Source organism: Paenibacillus bouchesdurhonensis (assembly GCF_900155685.1).
GTDB classification, from domain to species: Bacteria; Bacillota; Bacilli; order Paenibacillales; family Paenibacillaceae; genus Fontibacillus; species Fontibacillus bouchesdurhonensis.
This window is the reverse complement of the sequence record NZ_LT732547.1, coordinates 188,984-204,977: the sequence shown is the minus strand read 5'-3', so window position 1 is coordinate 204,977 and position 15,994 is coordinate 188,984. Positions and strand designations below refer to the sequence as shown.

1 protein-coding gene and 1 pseudogene are annotated in these 15,994 nt (G+C 53.0%); both read right to left on the bottom strand.

Annotated features, from left to right (window positions below; all coding sequences use genetic code 11):
- Positions 1–43 precede the first annotated feature (43 nt).
- Positions 44–13,606, bottom strand: a complete 13,563-nt coding sequence (locus tag CZ379_RS01050) for a non-ribosomal peptide synthetase (protein WP_110929902.1) — start codon at positions 13,604–13,606, stop codon at positions 44–46.
- A pseudogene (locus CZ379_RS01045) lies at positions 13,599–15,983 on the bottom strand (non-ribosomal peptide synthetase); the annotation flags it as partial. The gene CZ379_RS01050 and the pseudogene CZ379_RS01045, both read right to left, overlap by 8 nt.
- Between the last annotated feature and the right edge of the window lie 11 nt (positions 15,984–15,994).

Below are 15,994 nucleotides of genomic sequence, written 5' to 3'. Positions count from 1 at the left end.
CTACCCTAACTGGGTGCTTCCGTGTTACGCTTCCTTCGCTCTATCATTCAAGCTTGCGAAGCATATCCGATATTTCGTCAAGCTCCTCGAACGTAAGATCATCGTCGCTGAAATCACTCGGTGTAAATTGCTCTGTATCCTGGGCTAGACAGTGCTCGATCAAGGCCTGCAAATGCCGGGAATAGCTCTCAAGCAGCTGGATAGCTTCCGAATCTCCCATCGCTGAAGGATCGTAGCGGAACGTGAGCTGGAACCTGCCTTCGCTGACCACGCAGTTCCATTCCTGTAAATGAGTCATCGAATTAAGCTCATTAATGAGACTTCCCATAGGCATAGGAGACGGATCGAATCCTCCCGATGAGGCTGACGTCCCGAATTGCCCCAAATAGTTAAAGACGGCCTCAGGCTGGAATCCGCTCGGGATTGGATTATCCTGCGAGGTTGCACCAGCATATTTTAGAATCGAATACCCCGCCCCCTTATTTGGAATATTGCGAATCAACTCCTTGATGACAGGTACGGTTTCTCCCAGCTCCGAAGCTGGAGCAGGGAGTACAACGGGGTAAATCGAAGTGAACCAGCCCACGGTTCGGGTCAGATCCATACCTTCCATAAACTCCTCCCGGCCGTGTCCCTCAAGGTGTATGGCTACGCCCTCATCGCTGCGTTCCCCATAAGCCAGCGCCAGTGCTGTAAGCAGTAGATCCGTAACCTCCGTATGGTAGGCCCGGTTCGCTTCGGTCAGCAATTTCCGGGTCATAGCTTCATCCAATTGGAAGCCCGCCGTCCTGCTATCCGCAATCGCACAAGGCCTTCTTCCCGCATAGCTTAGCTGCGCGGCCTGCTTCTCGACATCCCGCCAGTAATCCTTCTCGGCGGCAAGCTTAGCCAGGGTAGCAGGCTCGACAAGCTTGCGGCTCCACTCCATGTACGAATCCGTCTTCTCCGGCAAAGACGCCGGCTCATCGTTCAGCATGGCATCATATAAATGCATGAAGTCCTCCAGCAAGATCCGCCAGGATACTCCGTCTACAACCAGATGATGGATTGTAATAAGCAGATGATCGCCGTCCTCTGTCTGATACAGACCAAGCCGGACAAGCGCTTCCTCCAGCTTCATCTTGGCCTGCAGCATATTGGCAAGACGTTCAATTTCCGCCTCTGTCTCGTCTTTCCCCACTTTGCAAACCTCTAGCAAGAAATGAGAACCTTCGATTCCGGCATTGATCTGCCGTACCGAGCCTGACTCCCGAACAAATCTCATTCGCAGCGCATCGTGATGCGCCACTAGACGATGGAATACCTTATCTACAAGCTCCGGATTCCAGCCCTGCTCCCGGTACAGCATCATGGACTGGTTCCAATGATTCGGTTCCGTAAACGATTGTTCAAAAAACCAGCGTTGAATCGGCGTCAGCGGCAGTTCTCCCGCAACCGGATCCTGACAGGTTCTCTTATCCTCGATGTACTCCATATATTGAGCGCATTCGGCAATCGTCGGATAGAGCATGAAATGCTTAACCTGCAGCTTACGGTTGTATCGGGCAAGCCTTGAAACAATTTGGATGGACTTGATAGAATCCCCGCCAAGCAGAAAATAATTATCGTTTATACCGACCTTCTCAACCCCGAGCATGTCGGACCAGACCTCCGCCAGAATACGCTCATCCTCCGTCTCCGGCGCCATGTACGTTTCTTGAACCTGGCTGACATCCGGCTCCGGCAGGACGCTGCGGTTCAGCTTCCCGTTCGAGGTTAGCGGCAGCTCCGCCAACTCGACGAAGTAAGCAGGCACCATATAATCGGGGAGCGCTTCCTGCATGTGCTTGCGCAATTCCTCCGGACGGCAAGCCGTCGTCGGAACAATATAAGCGCACAGGTACGTACCCTTGCCGGTATCCTGCCGAGGGATAACGGCCACCTCCCGAACGGATGGATGCTGAAGAAGTCTGGCTTCAACCTCTCCGCATTCGATGCGGTGTCCGCGTATTTTGACCTGCTGATCAATTCTGGCCAGGAATTCCAAATTTCCGTCCGGCAGCCAGCGGACGAGATCCCCTGTCCGATACATCCGGCCATCCGTCAAAAACTGATCTTTAAGGAACCTTTCCTCCGTCAGCTCAGGCTGACCCAAATAATGCTTCGCCAGCCCGTCCCCGGCAATATACAGCTCCCCCGGAACGCCGATGGGCGCCAAATGGCCATGGCGGTCAACCACATAAACCTTCGTGTTATGGATCGGCCTGCCAATGGGGACGCTTCCCCGAGTGCGAAGCTCTTCGCCTACAGGATAAGTCGTGGCATAAACCGTGGTCTCCGTTGGGCCATAAGCACTGACAACGCGGTGCTCGCCTAAATAGTCCAACGCTTTCAGCACATGTGATTTGGACACGACCTCCCCGCCGACAAACAGCCGCCGAATGTGGCGAAGAGAGCTCATATCGTAATCCACTAGCGCATTAAACAGCACACACGTCATAAAAGCGGTCGTGATACGCATATCCCTCATCGTTCCAGCCAGCTCGGACACATTCAGGACATCATCCCGAGGTATTAGAACCAGCGCAGCGCCATTCAGCAATGCGCCAAATATCTCATAAGTGGAGCCATCAAACGCATAGTTGGATAACTGAAGCATTCGATCCTGCGGCGTAATTTCGATAAAGCCATTGTTAACAGAGGTCTTAACTATATTGCGATGCGTAGTTACGACACCCTTGGGCGTGCCCGTCGATCCCGAGGTGTACATGATATACGCGCTGCTCTCCGCATCAGGGCCAGAATGGATCATTGGCGTGCCCGAGGAAATAGAACGCATTTCACTCTGTCCATTTGCCTCTTCCATGACGGAATCAGACAGGGATATCAAGGTTCCATCGAACCCGGTCAGAGCCGCCTGATCGTCAGTCAGGACCAGCCGGGCCTGACAGTCGCCGAGCATAAACAGCAGCCTCTCCGCAGGGTACGTCGGATCTAGCGGTACGTAGGCCCCGCCGGCCTTCAATATCCCCAGGATTCCAGCAATCATTTCTACAGACCGATCAGCTAGAAGACCAATCGGTTCACCTGGATGAATACCTGCCTGCCCGATATACCGGGCCAGACGATCCGCCCGGCGGTTCAATTCCCCATAGCTGATTGCCGCGTGTCTTGTCAGAATAGCGGGATGCTCAGGCCGAATGGCTGCTTGCCGTTCAAACAACTGTTGAATCGTCGCCTCTTTCGGGTATTCGGCATCCGTATCGTTGAATTCGTATAGTATTTTCTGCTTTTCTTCCTCTGTAGCTAGTTCAATCTCCCGTAATACAGCTTCCGGGTTGTCGGCCATCTGCCAGAGAATGTGCTCGTAATGCTCTGCCATTTGCCGGATTTGCGCTTCCGAATACAGCACCGTTCCATACTCGATCGTAAGACGCAGTGCATCCTCGCCTTCATCCACGACCCAGGTCATATCAAACTTGGCGGTTCCTCCGCTCCATTCCACGGGCGCGATGGTCAGCTCCTGAAGCTGTATTTCCCGTCTCTTCACATCCTGAACAACAAACATCGTATCGAATAATGGATTGCGGCCCGGATCACGCGGAATGCGCAGCTTCTCCATTAACTCATGCAGCGGGAAGTCTCCATGCTCGTATGCGTTCAGCAGTTCCTCCCGAACTTTGCCCAGCCACTGCCGAACCTTATAATCGCTTTGTGGAGCGATGCGCATGGCCAGCGTATTGACGAACATTCCGGCCACTGAAGAGATGGAGGCGTGATTTCTTCCGGCATACGGAGCTCCGACGACGATATCCTCTTCTCCCGTATACTTGGAAAGCATAACGCTGTATGCGCCGAACAAGACCATATACAAGGTCGCCTCTGCACTTGCTGCAAGCTGTCGCAGCTTGGCGCTCAGTTCGGGCTTCAAATCGAAAGAGTACGTATCCCCCTCGAAGCTGCGCTGTAAGGGACGCGTTCCACCAGTCAGCACATCCAACACCGGAGGCTCCGTCTTGAATTGATTCAGCCAGTACTGCTCGCTTTCACGATAGCGCGGCTTCTGGCGCTCCTCTTGCTGCCAATACGCATAATCCTTGAAATGAACCGCGGCCGGCTTCAGCGGCATACCTTGATACAGTGCGGTAATATCCTCGTATAGAATCCCTGTGCTTACCCCGTCCGACACCATATGATGCATGTCCAGCAGCAAATAATGCTCGGACTCCGTTATGGAGCAAAGAACCGCTCTGAACAAAGGAGCCTGGCTTAAATCAAAAGGACGAATCCAGTTCCCTGCATACTCCATGAAAGCATTCCTGCCCATTTCGGGTAAATTCCCTCCCGACAAATTCGGGCCTTGCTCCAATTGCCAATCCAGCTCCTCCATCGGATGAATGCGCTGCCTCAGCTCATCCTCGATCATGATGAAGGATGTTCGGAGCGATTCATGTTTCAGGAGCAGGCCCTGCAGGGCATATTCAAGGCGGTCTCGATCGAGCAAGCCGGTAAGCTGAAGAATCATCGGCATATTGTAGCTCGTCTTCGCATCCTCGAACTGCTCGACCAGATACAGCCTTTCTTGCGCAGAAGAAACCGGATAAGTATCCTGCTCTGGAGCAGAAGGAATTTCCTCAAACACTTCCATACAGCTGCCATCGATCAATCGGGCCATGTCGCATAGTACCGGATTCTGAAACAACTCTGGGATGGCAAGCTTGACTCCCCAGCGCTCGTGCACTTTGGCGGCAAGCATCATGACTTTGAGCGAGTGGCCGCCCAGTTCAAAGAAATGATCCGTAGCCCCTACCTGTTCAATGACCAGCAATTCCTGCCATACTTCGGCTAAAGCCGCCTCCGTTTCACTGCCGGGAGGAATATATTCATGATTATCCCCGATGTTCGGAGCCGGTAATGCCTTGCGATCCAGCTTGCCGTTGCGCGTAAGCGGAATATCCGGCAAGGAAATGAAGACGGAAGGAATCATGTATTCCGGCAATCGATCCTTCAGAGCCTGCTTCCATTCGGAAGCTCCGACGCTATGAGCGCTTCCTTGCTCCTCCGCTGGAACGTCCGAGACTACATAAGCAACCAGCATGGAATGCCCCTGCTTATCCCTGAACTCGGTGACAACGGTCTCTTTTACGGAAGGCAGCGATAAAATAGCTCCTTCGACCTCCCCAAGCTCTACCCGGTTTCCACGAATTTTGACCTGATGATCCATTCGCCCAACATATTCCAGATTTCCGTCTGGAAGCCAGCGCACAAGATCACCGGTACGATAAAGCCTCTCTTCCTGGAGCTCAGGGCAGACTATAAACTTTTCAGACGTCAGTTCATCCTGCCCCAGATATCCTTGGGCGAGTCCGTCGCCTGCAATCCACAACTCTCCCGGAAGGCCGATCGGTTGAAGCTGACCCCAATCGCTAACGACATAACATCTTGTGTTATGAATCGGCTTGCCGATGGGAATACGGCCTCGCTTCTTGACGTCATCCGTTAAGGAATAGGTTGCGGCAATTACCGTGGTTTCCGTCGGGCCATAGGCGTTAATAATTCTATGTTCTCCGGCATGCTCCAGAGCCTTAACGGCATGCTTAAACGATGCTGCCTCTCCGCCAAAAATTAGCTTCCGCACCCCTTGAAGACAACGAACATCGTAGTCAACAAGCGTATTAAAGAGAGCCGTTGTCGCAAGCATCGCGGAGATTCTCTTCCCTGTAATCGTTCCTGCCAGCTCGGCAGCATCCAGTCGCTGCTCTCTGGATACCAGCACCAGAGTAGCCCCATTTAACAATGCGCTGAAAATTTCATACGTAGAGCCATCGAAAGCATAGTTGGACAGCTGGAGCATGCGGTCTTCAGCGGTAATTTCGGCATAGCCGTTGTTCATGCAGGTCTTGACTACGTTTCGGTGTGTAATCACGACCCCTTTCGGAGTTCCTGTTGATCCCGAAGTGAACATCAGGTACAACGGCTGATCAGCGGCAGACGAAACCGAAACAGGCATGACACCAGTCTCTGCTTGCGAATATGCCTCCTTCAAGCCAATGCGGGTTCCGCCGAACTCGATATGCTGGCTGCCCTCTTCCGCAACAAGCCACCTTGCATGGCTAGCGCGAAGCATGTAGGCAAGCCGTTCTTCAGGGAAGGTTGGATCCAGCGGCACATAGGCGGCGCCCGCCTTCAGAATAGCCAGTATCGCCACAATCATATCCGGCTGCGGCTGGGTCATCAGTCCGACAAACTCCCCTGCCTCGACACCATGGCTTCTTAAGTAAGCGGCCATTCGGTCAGCCCGTTCATTCAATTCCCTATAGGTCAAATAGTATTCGCCCATTTCAACCGCTGTCTGATCCGGTCTATCAGCCGCGGCTTCCTCGATACAGGAAGTCACGGTCGCAAAACGTGGATATTCAGCATAGGTGCTGTTCCATGCGGCGATCTGCTCTCTCTCCTCAGGCGTGATCAGCTCCAGATGATGTATTCTGACTTCAAAATCGTTCATCATCTGCTCCAGCAGCCATTCATAGTGCCGAGCCATCCGCTGGATCGTTGATTCCTCCCATAAATCCGGACGGTATTCAATTTCACAGCTCAATTGTCCCCCGCGCTCTTGCCAAGCCCAAGTCATATCGAACTTGGCCTGGCGGTTCTGCCACAATAATGGGGTAACCGTCAGATCCTGAAGCTCTTTTGTCTCCAAATCCATATCCTGAAGGACAAACATCGTATCAAAGAGCGGATTTCTGCCAGACTCGTAGGGAATATTCAGCTTGTCCACAAGCTCGCTAAGCGAATAAGCCCCGTGCTGATAAGCCTGCAGCAGTTCATGCTTCACTCGGGTTAAATACTCGCAAACTTGGAGCTCCATCTCCGGCTTTAGGCGAAACGCTAATGTATTGACAAACATCCCCACCGTCTCTTCAACATCAGCATGTCCGCGTCCGGCCGTCGGTGTGCCCACAATCGCGGCTTCTTCCCCAGTGTATTTGGATAAAAGAATTCCATAAGCAGACAACAGCAGCATAAATAATGTCGTGTCGCGGCTGGATGCTTCCCCCTTCAGCTTCTGCAAAAGCTTGGGTTGGATTGCAAACCGGTACACCTGGCCTTGATTATTCCGCATGGCTGGGCGAGGCCGATCCAACGGGAGCTCCGCAGTGCCATCATAATCTTCGAATTGATTGAGCCAGAACTGCTCATGCTCGGCATATTCTGCGCTGTCTCGCCGTTGCTGCTCCCATACGGAGTAATCCTTGAACTGCAGGCGAACCGGACGCAGAGGCAGTCCCTGATAAAGCTGCAGCAGCTCTTCATAAATGACACGGGCAGATACCCCGTCAGACACGATATGATGCATATCCAGAGCTAAATAATGATGATCCGCTGCCAATTTCAGCAGCCCTGCCCTGAACAGCGGAGCTTGCGCCAGATCGAATGGAACAACGAATTGATCCATAAACTGATCCAGAGCAGCGGCGATGCCCTCCCCATTCTCGGCATTGTCAGCGGCATCCTCTGCAATCAAGAATGTCAGCTTCCAGTCTACTTCGCCGATATCATGATTTTTCTGTAGAAGCCCTGTTCCTTCCATATGAAAAGAGGTACGCAACGCTTCATGACGCGCCAACAACTGATGAATAGCCGCAGTCAGTCGATCCGTGTCCAATATGCCGGCAATTTCGAATAGCATCGGCATATTGTAGCTGACATCGGCAGGATCAGACTCGCGTGTATAATAGATTTGCTTGAGTACTTCAGTTACGGGGTAGCTCTCCTGCTTCGGAGCAAGCGGAATCGATTGATAACTGCTCCGATCCGAACGCGAAATGCATGCCGCCATTTCTTTCAATTCAGGATGGCGGAATACATCCTGCAGGGGCAGCTTGACGCTGAGCGCCTGATGGATTCTGCCGACTAAGAGCATCGCCTTAAGCGAATGCCCGCCCAGTTCGAAGAAGTGGTCGTGAATTCCGACATCGGATACGCCCAGAACTTCCTCCCATATCCCGATCAGTCTTTCCTCGTAATGGTTCGTAGCAGGAGCATACATTTTACCCCTGATTTGCTGCGGCTCCGGCAGGGATTTGCGATCCAGCTTCCCGTTGCTTGTCAGCGGAAGCTCCTTCAATAGTGTAAATGCCGTAGGCACCATATAGTCGGGCAGCTGCCGCTTCAATTCCCTCTTCCAGTATGCGACAAGCTTCTTCGCTTCATCTGAATCCACATCAGGGTTCTCCATTGCCGGAACAACATAAGCGCATAAATAAGAATGCCCCTGTTCGTCCCTGCCGGCAGTAACCGCCGTCTCCCTCACCCCGGATAACTGACGCAAACACCCTTCGATCTCCCCAAGCTCAATCCGGTGTCCGCGAATCTTCACCTGATGATCGATCCGCTCCAGAAATTCCAGGCTTCCATCGGTATGCCATTTTACCCGATCCCCGGTTCTGTACAGCCTTTCCCCCGGAGCATACGGATTGTCCACGAATCGTTCCAAGGTCAATTCCGGTTGGCCCAAGTACTCCCGGGCAAGCCCGTCTCCGCCAATATACAGCTCTCCAGGAATGCCCGCAGGCAAGCGCAGTCCATCCGGATTCAGCACATAGAGCTTCGTGTTGTGAATCGGCCGGCCGATCGGAACGCTGTCCCGCTCGTGCAGCCCCTCATCCACCGTATACGTGGCCGCGAATACCGTCGTCTCCGTCGGGCCGTAGCCGTTGGCGATCCGTCCGGCTCCCAGGTAGTCCAGCGCCTTCAGCACATGCTTCTGCGATGCTGCTTCCCCTCCGAAGAACAGCTTGCGCACATGCTTCAGACAGCTTACATCCCAGTCCACCACCGTGTTGAACAGCGCAGCCGTCATGAACGCTGACGTAATGCGCTCCTGCTCCAGGATTCTCCCCAGCTCAGCGGGGTTCAGCACATCCTCCCTGCGAATCAGCACTAGCGTCGCTCCGTTCAGCAGCGCTCCGAAGATTTCATACGTCGAGCCATCAAAAGCGTAGTTGGATAGCTGCAGCATCCGATCCGTCGGAGTCACCTCGATAAACCCGTTGTTGATGCTCGTCTTCACCACGTTGCGATGGGTGGTCACGACCCCTTTCGGCGTTCCCGTCGACCCGGAGGTGTACATGATATAAAGCGGATGATCCGGGCCGGGTCGGCTGGCAACAGCCTCAGCTTGCGCCGAGCCGCCAGCCTCGGACGATCCGCCAGGATTGCTGCCGGATAGATGCGCCCAATTGCTCTCCTCATAAGGAATTACTTCTCCCTGGAAGCCAGGCACAGCATGCCCTGACGATGCGATCAGCCATCTTGCATCACTGTCATCCAGCATATAAGCCATACGTTCCGCCGGAAATCCAGGATCCAGCGGAACATAAGCGCCGCCAGCCTTGATGATGCCCAATATGGCGACAATCATCTCCGGCGAACGCTCCATCAGCATCCCCACGGTTTCTCCCGGCTGAACTCCCTTTTCGATCAAGTACCATGCCACCCGATTGGCAGCTTCGTTAAGCTGAAGATAGGTCAGGGACTCGCCGTCCATCATCACGGCCGAGGACGATCCGCGGCGTATAACCTGTTCTTCGAACAGATCAGCAACGGATGCGTGGCGCGGATATTCGGCTTCAGTAGCATTCCAGGCTTCAAGCTGCTGAAGCTCTGTCTCGGTGGCCAGCTCCAATTCGCCAATCCGCAAGTGCGGGTCTTCCACCATCTGCCGCAGAAGATGAACATAATGCGCTAACATGCGATGTATCGAGTCTTCCTTCCACAGATCGACCCGATATTCCACCCCGATCTTTACTCCTTCGGAGGATGTTGTACATACCCAGGTCAGGTCGAATTTCGCGGCGCTTTGATCAAACTCACGGGATGAAATGCTTAGCCCCGGCAGGCGATAAACCGACTGGCCCTCCTCTTGGAGTACAAACATGGTGTCGAATAAAGGGTGCCGGCTCGCATCGTATGGCAAGGATAAACGGCCGATCAGCTCGTGCAGCGGATAAGCCCCATGCTCGAAGGCAGTCAAAGCCAACTCCCGTACCTGCTGAAAATATTCACTAACCGTCAGCTCAGACAACGGCTGGCTGCGCAGAGCCAGCGTATTGGCAAACATACCGACGATCGGCTCGTCCTGCACAGTTCCTCGGCATGCAAACGGCGTTCCCACAACAATGTCATGCTGACCGGAATATTTGGCGAGAAGCACGTGGTAGGCCGCCATCATGATCATAAAGACCGTAGACTGACGGGAGGCAGCAGCAGCTTGGATCTCCTCCGCCAGTTCAACTTCCAGCTCCTTCACCAGCCTTTGCCCCGCAAAGCTGCGAATCGGAGGACGGGGCTGATCCGTCTCAAGTTCCAGAAGCGGCAATTCTCCGCTGAAGCGCGACAGCCAATATTGCTCGCCCTTCGCATATGCTTCGTCATCCCTTTGCTGCTCCTGGTAAGCAAAATCCTTATATTGAATTCGCAGCGATGGCAGAGAGACGTCTTGATACAACTGGACAAGCTCTCTCACCCATATTTCTATTGATGTGCCATCCGACACAATATGGTGCATATCCAGAAGCAAAATATGCCGCTCCGGGGAAATCCCCAGCAGATCAGCCCGCACTAGCGGAGCTTTACCTAGATCAAAGGGACGGATGAACATCCTTGCATGATCGCTTAACCGTTCCTCTGTCCACTCAGGCTCGGCGTTGTCCCTAAATGACTTTTCTGAAAATATAGGAGCAGCGTTAACTTCATTCATTTCATGAACACGCTGCATGAGCTCGCCGTCCACCAGTTCAAAGGAGGTCCGCAAGCTCTCATGACGCTCGATCAGTGCGTAAAATGCATTTCGCAGCCGTTCCTTGTCAAGCTGGCCGTTCAATTCGAGCACCATGGGCATATTGTAGCTTGTCCCGGCATTTTCAAACTGCTGCACAATATAGATTCGCTTCTGAATGGAGGAGACGGGATAGGTCTCCATAACCGGAGCGGGTACGATATTTCCCTTCGCTGCCTGCGCTGGTTCCGTATCCATCAGCCATAGCGCCATTTCGCGTATCGTTGGACGCAGAAACATCTCTTGCAGCGAAATACGGACGCCCGTTTGTTTCTGCAGCTTCGCTGCCAGAAGCATCGCCTTCAGAGAATGCCCGCCGATCTCGAAGAAATGCTCCTCAACCCCGATACCCTCAGTATCCAGAACTTCCTCCCACAGCTGGCACAGCAGCTCTTCCATTGGGTTGGCCGGTGCCGTATAGCCTTTCTGAGTCTGAACTCGCTCCGGCTTCGGGAGCGCCCTGCGATCCAGTTTGCCATTCGTCGTAAGAGGAAAGCTCTCCAGCGATACGAATGTACTTGGAACCATATATTCCGGCAGCGATTCCCGCAGACCCTTCTTCCAAGCGGAAACAGTCCCCTTCTCCCCTGCCGGAACAACATAAGCACATAAATACGAATGCCCACGATCATCCTGTGCCGCGATGACCAAAGCTTCGGATATCGTCTCCATGGATCGCAGCTTTCCTTCGATCTCGCCAAGCTCGATCCGGTTGCCGCGTATTTTGACCTGCTGATCGATCCGTCCCAAGTATTCGAGATTCCCATCGGGAAGCCATCTCGCCAGATCGCCGGTTCTGTACATTCTGTTCCCCGGCTCAAAGGGACACGGCAGATACCGTTCCCCGGTCAAATCCGGCTGTCCATAATAACCACTGGCAAGGCCTTCACCAGCGATGTAGAGTTCTCCCGGCACACCGATCGGCTGCCGTTCCCCCTGCTGATTCAAAATGTAAACGCGCGTATTATGAATAGGACGTCCGATAGGTACGGAGTTATACTTGCGCAATTGGTCATTGACCACATAAGTTGAAGCAAATACAGTCGTTTCTGTGGGGCCGTATCCGTTCGCCAGTCGGCCTTCCCCCAGACAATCCAACGCCTTGAGCACATGCTTCTTCGACCCGGCCTCGCCCCCGAAGAACATCCGCCGCACATGCCGCAAGCAATGAACATCCCAATCCACTATCGTATTGAACAATGCAGCGGTCATAAAGGCGGATGTAATCCTCTGTTCCTCCAAAGTCCTTGCCAGCTCCGAGGCATTCAGCACATCCTTCTTCGCAATAAGAACCAAGACAGCCCCATGAAGGAGCGCGCCGAAAATTTCATACGTGCTTCCATCAAAGGCATAATTGGATAGCTGGAGCATCCGATCAGAATCGGAAATATCCATAAATCCGTTATTGAACACGGTTTTGACAATGTTTCCATGGGTTACCGCTACGCCCTTTGGAGCCGAGGTGGAGCCTGAGGTATACATAATATAGGCAAGATCGGCCGGCTTACGCTGAACCTCCGGTAAGGATATAGCCTGAGCCTCTGAGAGGTCTTGGCATAACCCGCTCAAGTCAAGACTCGTCCCCTCATAGCCCTCCACAGACAAGCCCTCGCCGGCGAGGAGCCAATTCGCCCCGCAATCCGCCAGAATGCCTCTAAGCCGCTCTTGCGGAAACTCCGGATCCAGCGGCACATAGGCACATCCGGCCTTTAATATGGCCATGATGCCGATGATCATCTCGAAGGAGCGATCAGCCAGCAGGCCGATATGCTCTCCCGCCGCAACTCCCGAGCCCAGCAATCGGCTGGCAAGCACGTTAACCTTTCGGTCAAGCTCGGAATAAGTTAGCTCCTCCTCTCCTTTCACGAGAGCCGTATTGCGGGGATAATTCCGCACCGCCTGCTCGAACAAGCTGACCACCGTAGCTTCCCTAGGATAATCAGCATCTGTGTGATTAAATGATTGCAGCTTCGCCTTCTCCTCTTCGGTCATCCAGAAATACGGGCTTATTCGCTCCGAGGGCTGACGAGTCATGCAATGCAGTGTTCTTATGTACATTTGCAGCAGCTGCGAGGTGAAGTCCTGGTCATAGGAGGACACCATCTTAACGGACAGCTCCCCCAATGTGACCGAGACACTGAAATCAAGCACCGTATTCGTTCTCTCGAAGCTGTACGGCATAAACTCAAACAACCCTTTGTCTACCGATTCATAAATGTGAAAATCAATAAAGTTAAAAGCGATGTCAAATAGCGGGTTGTCGCGATGGCTTTGTTCTCCGAGCGCGTTCAAAATCTGCACCAGGGACATGCGTCCATGCTGTTTCAATTCAATCTGTTTGCGGTTTACGTCCGCAGCCAGCTCTGCCCAGGTCATCGAGGGAAGAAATTTCGTGCGCATCGGAACGGTGTTGAGAAAACAACCCAATACCCGTCCTCCATCCTCATGGACAGGGCGCCCATTTTCTACAAGTCCGATGAGAATGTCCTCTTCGTAGGAATACATGTACAGCGTGCCGATAAAAGCCGCCAGGCATAGTGATTTTACGCTGACCTGCTGCTGCTGAGCTGATAGCAGCAAGCTGTTATACAGCGCTTGAGGCAGCGGCGTAACCGTGGAATTAGGCGGATCGTCCTGGGAAAGTACTGGCGGATCGGGAAAGGCGTATTTCCGGTAATCGACCAGTTCATTGCGCCAATATTCAGCGGTCTCCCGATTTTGAGCCATCGCCAATTGCTCGACAACATAATCTTTATAGCTTGTTTGCAGCGGACTAAGCACTGACTTCCTCCCCCTTCAAATCCTTATAGAGGTTGAACAGCTCTGATATAAAAGCAGCTACGCTCCAGCCGTCCAATATAGCGTGATGGAATATCCAGCATAGGTAGGTCTCACTTTCCGAATGAAAAAGGACGATGCGCCACAACGGCGCCTTCTCGATTCGGAACGGACGCTTACGATCCCGCTCCAGATAAGCCCTGATTTCCAGCTCTATGAGACCGTCGTCCCCCTCATTTGCTAACGCCACCTCATCCAGTGGATACTCCATCTGTGAACATACGAATTGAACCGGGACGGGAAAATCCGTCAGATTGAACCCTGTCCGAAGCATCGGGTGTCTACTGCTGATCAGTGCGATGGCTTCTCTCAATTTTTCTGCGCTCAGCCTGCGGCCTGGCGTCCGATATACGAATTGATCGTGATACACTCCAGAGCCCTCATGCTTCATATAGTGATACACCATGCCTTGTTGGATATCGCTCATCGGAAACACATCCTCCACCTGGGGAGGAAGCATCCCGCGATAATCGGGATTATCCAGCCATTCCTGCCGTTGACGCTCTAAATCTCCCCTAATTTCCTGCTGTATATCATGGGTGAGCCCGGGTGCGGAACAGTTCTCCAGCAGGCCCTGGATAGTCGGATGCATATATAGATCGACAATTTCCAGGTGCAGTCCAAGCTCCCGGTTGCAGCGGCTTATCAGCTCAATCGCCCGGATCGAATCCCCGCCGCATCCGAAATAGTTGCTGGTAACGCCAATATTCGAATGGTTCAGCAGCAGCTTCCAAATATCCAACATGCGCTGTTCCATCTCATTGGAGGGCATGACCAAGTTTGAATCATCTGCTGGCTGCACATGCTCCCCCGGAGCGGGAAGGGACTTGACGTCCACCTTGTTGTTCAAGGTCATCGGTATGCTCTTGATTTGGATGTAATGAGAAGGCAGCATGTATTGCGGCAAATGCCGGCTCAATTGTTCCCGCAGTTCCGACCCGCTGATTTTCTGTTCGCTTACAAAATAAGCGCAAAGCATATCCTCCTCAAAACTATCCTTCTTGACCGTAACGACAGCGTCCTCCACCCCGGCGCAGTGAAGCAGCCGGGTCGTAATTTCACCCAATTCGATACGATACCCGCGAATTTTCACCTGATGGTCGATTCGCCCCAGGTATTCCAATTCTCCATGGGCATGCCACCGGGCCGAATCTCCTGTCCGGTACAACCGCTGTCCGGGCTCGAACGGATGGGGAACAAAGCGTTCCTGCGTCAGCTCCGGCCGATTGACGTATCCTCTGGCCAGACCTTCGCCGCCCACATATATTTCGCCCTCCACCCCGATTGGAACAAGCTCGCTGTCTTCGTTAAGGAGATATATCTGCAGCGTTGGAATCGGCTTGCCGATGTTGCTGATTCTACCTTCTATCTCCGACAGGCCTATCTCCTTATATGTCACATGAACCGTTGTTTCGGTAATCCCGTACATATTAATCAATTTGATATTCGGATATTTCTTCTTCCAGGCGGCCAACTGTATCGGAAGGAGCGCTTCCCCGCCGAAGATCACATGACGAACGCGAAGATCTGCGGGATACGGCTGTCCGGTCTCGAGCTTGGCCAGTTGATAAAAGGCAGTAGGGGTCTGGTTTAATATCGTTACGCCTTCTTTGCGCAGCAGCTCAAGGAAGCGCTGCGGCTCTCTGGCCGCCGCTTCCGGCACGATAACCAGTTTGCCGCCATTCAGCAGCGCGCCGTACATCTCCCAGACGGAGAAATCGAAACAGAAGGAATGGAACAATGTCCACACATCATGCTCATTAAAATCAAATAAATTGCGGTCATTGAACAATAGTCTGACAACATTGCGATGTTCGATCATAACCCCCTTCGGGGTTCCGGTTGAGCCGGACGTATAAATAATATAGGCAAGATCCTCCGGCTTGTTCACCGCTTCCAGATTGCTGGCGCTTTGAACGCCTAGCTCCAGCCGCACCTCTCTATCTTCAAGGTTCACAGTCGGCACAGATGTCCCGACAGGGGCAAGAGCCGCATCTTCAACAATGCACAATACGGAGCCACTATCCTCGATCATAAATTTGATGCGTTCCTTGGGATACTGCGGATCAATGGGCATGTAAGCCCCGCCAGCCTTCAAAACGGCAAGAATGCTGATCACCATATTCTCTGATCGGGAACACAAAATTCCAACGATCTGGTTAGGCTTGACGCCGCGATCCCGCAGCACTCCTGCCAACGCATTAGCCCTGGCATTCAATTGCTCATAAGTCAGCGCCGACTCTCCCATGCTAATCGCAATCCGATCCGGCCATCTGTCCGCCTGCAGTTCATACAGGCGATGAAGAACCGCCTCCTTTGGATAAGAGGCTT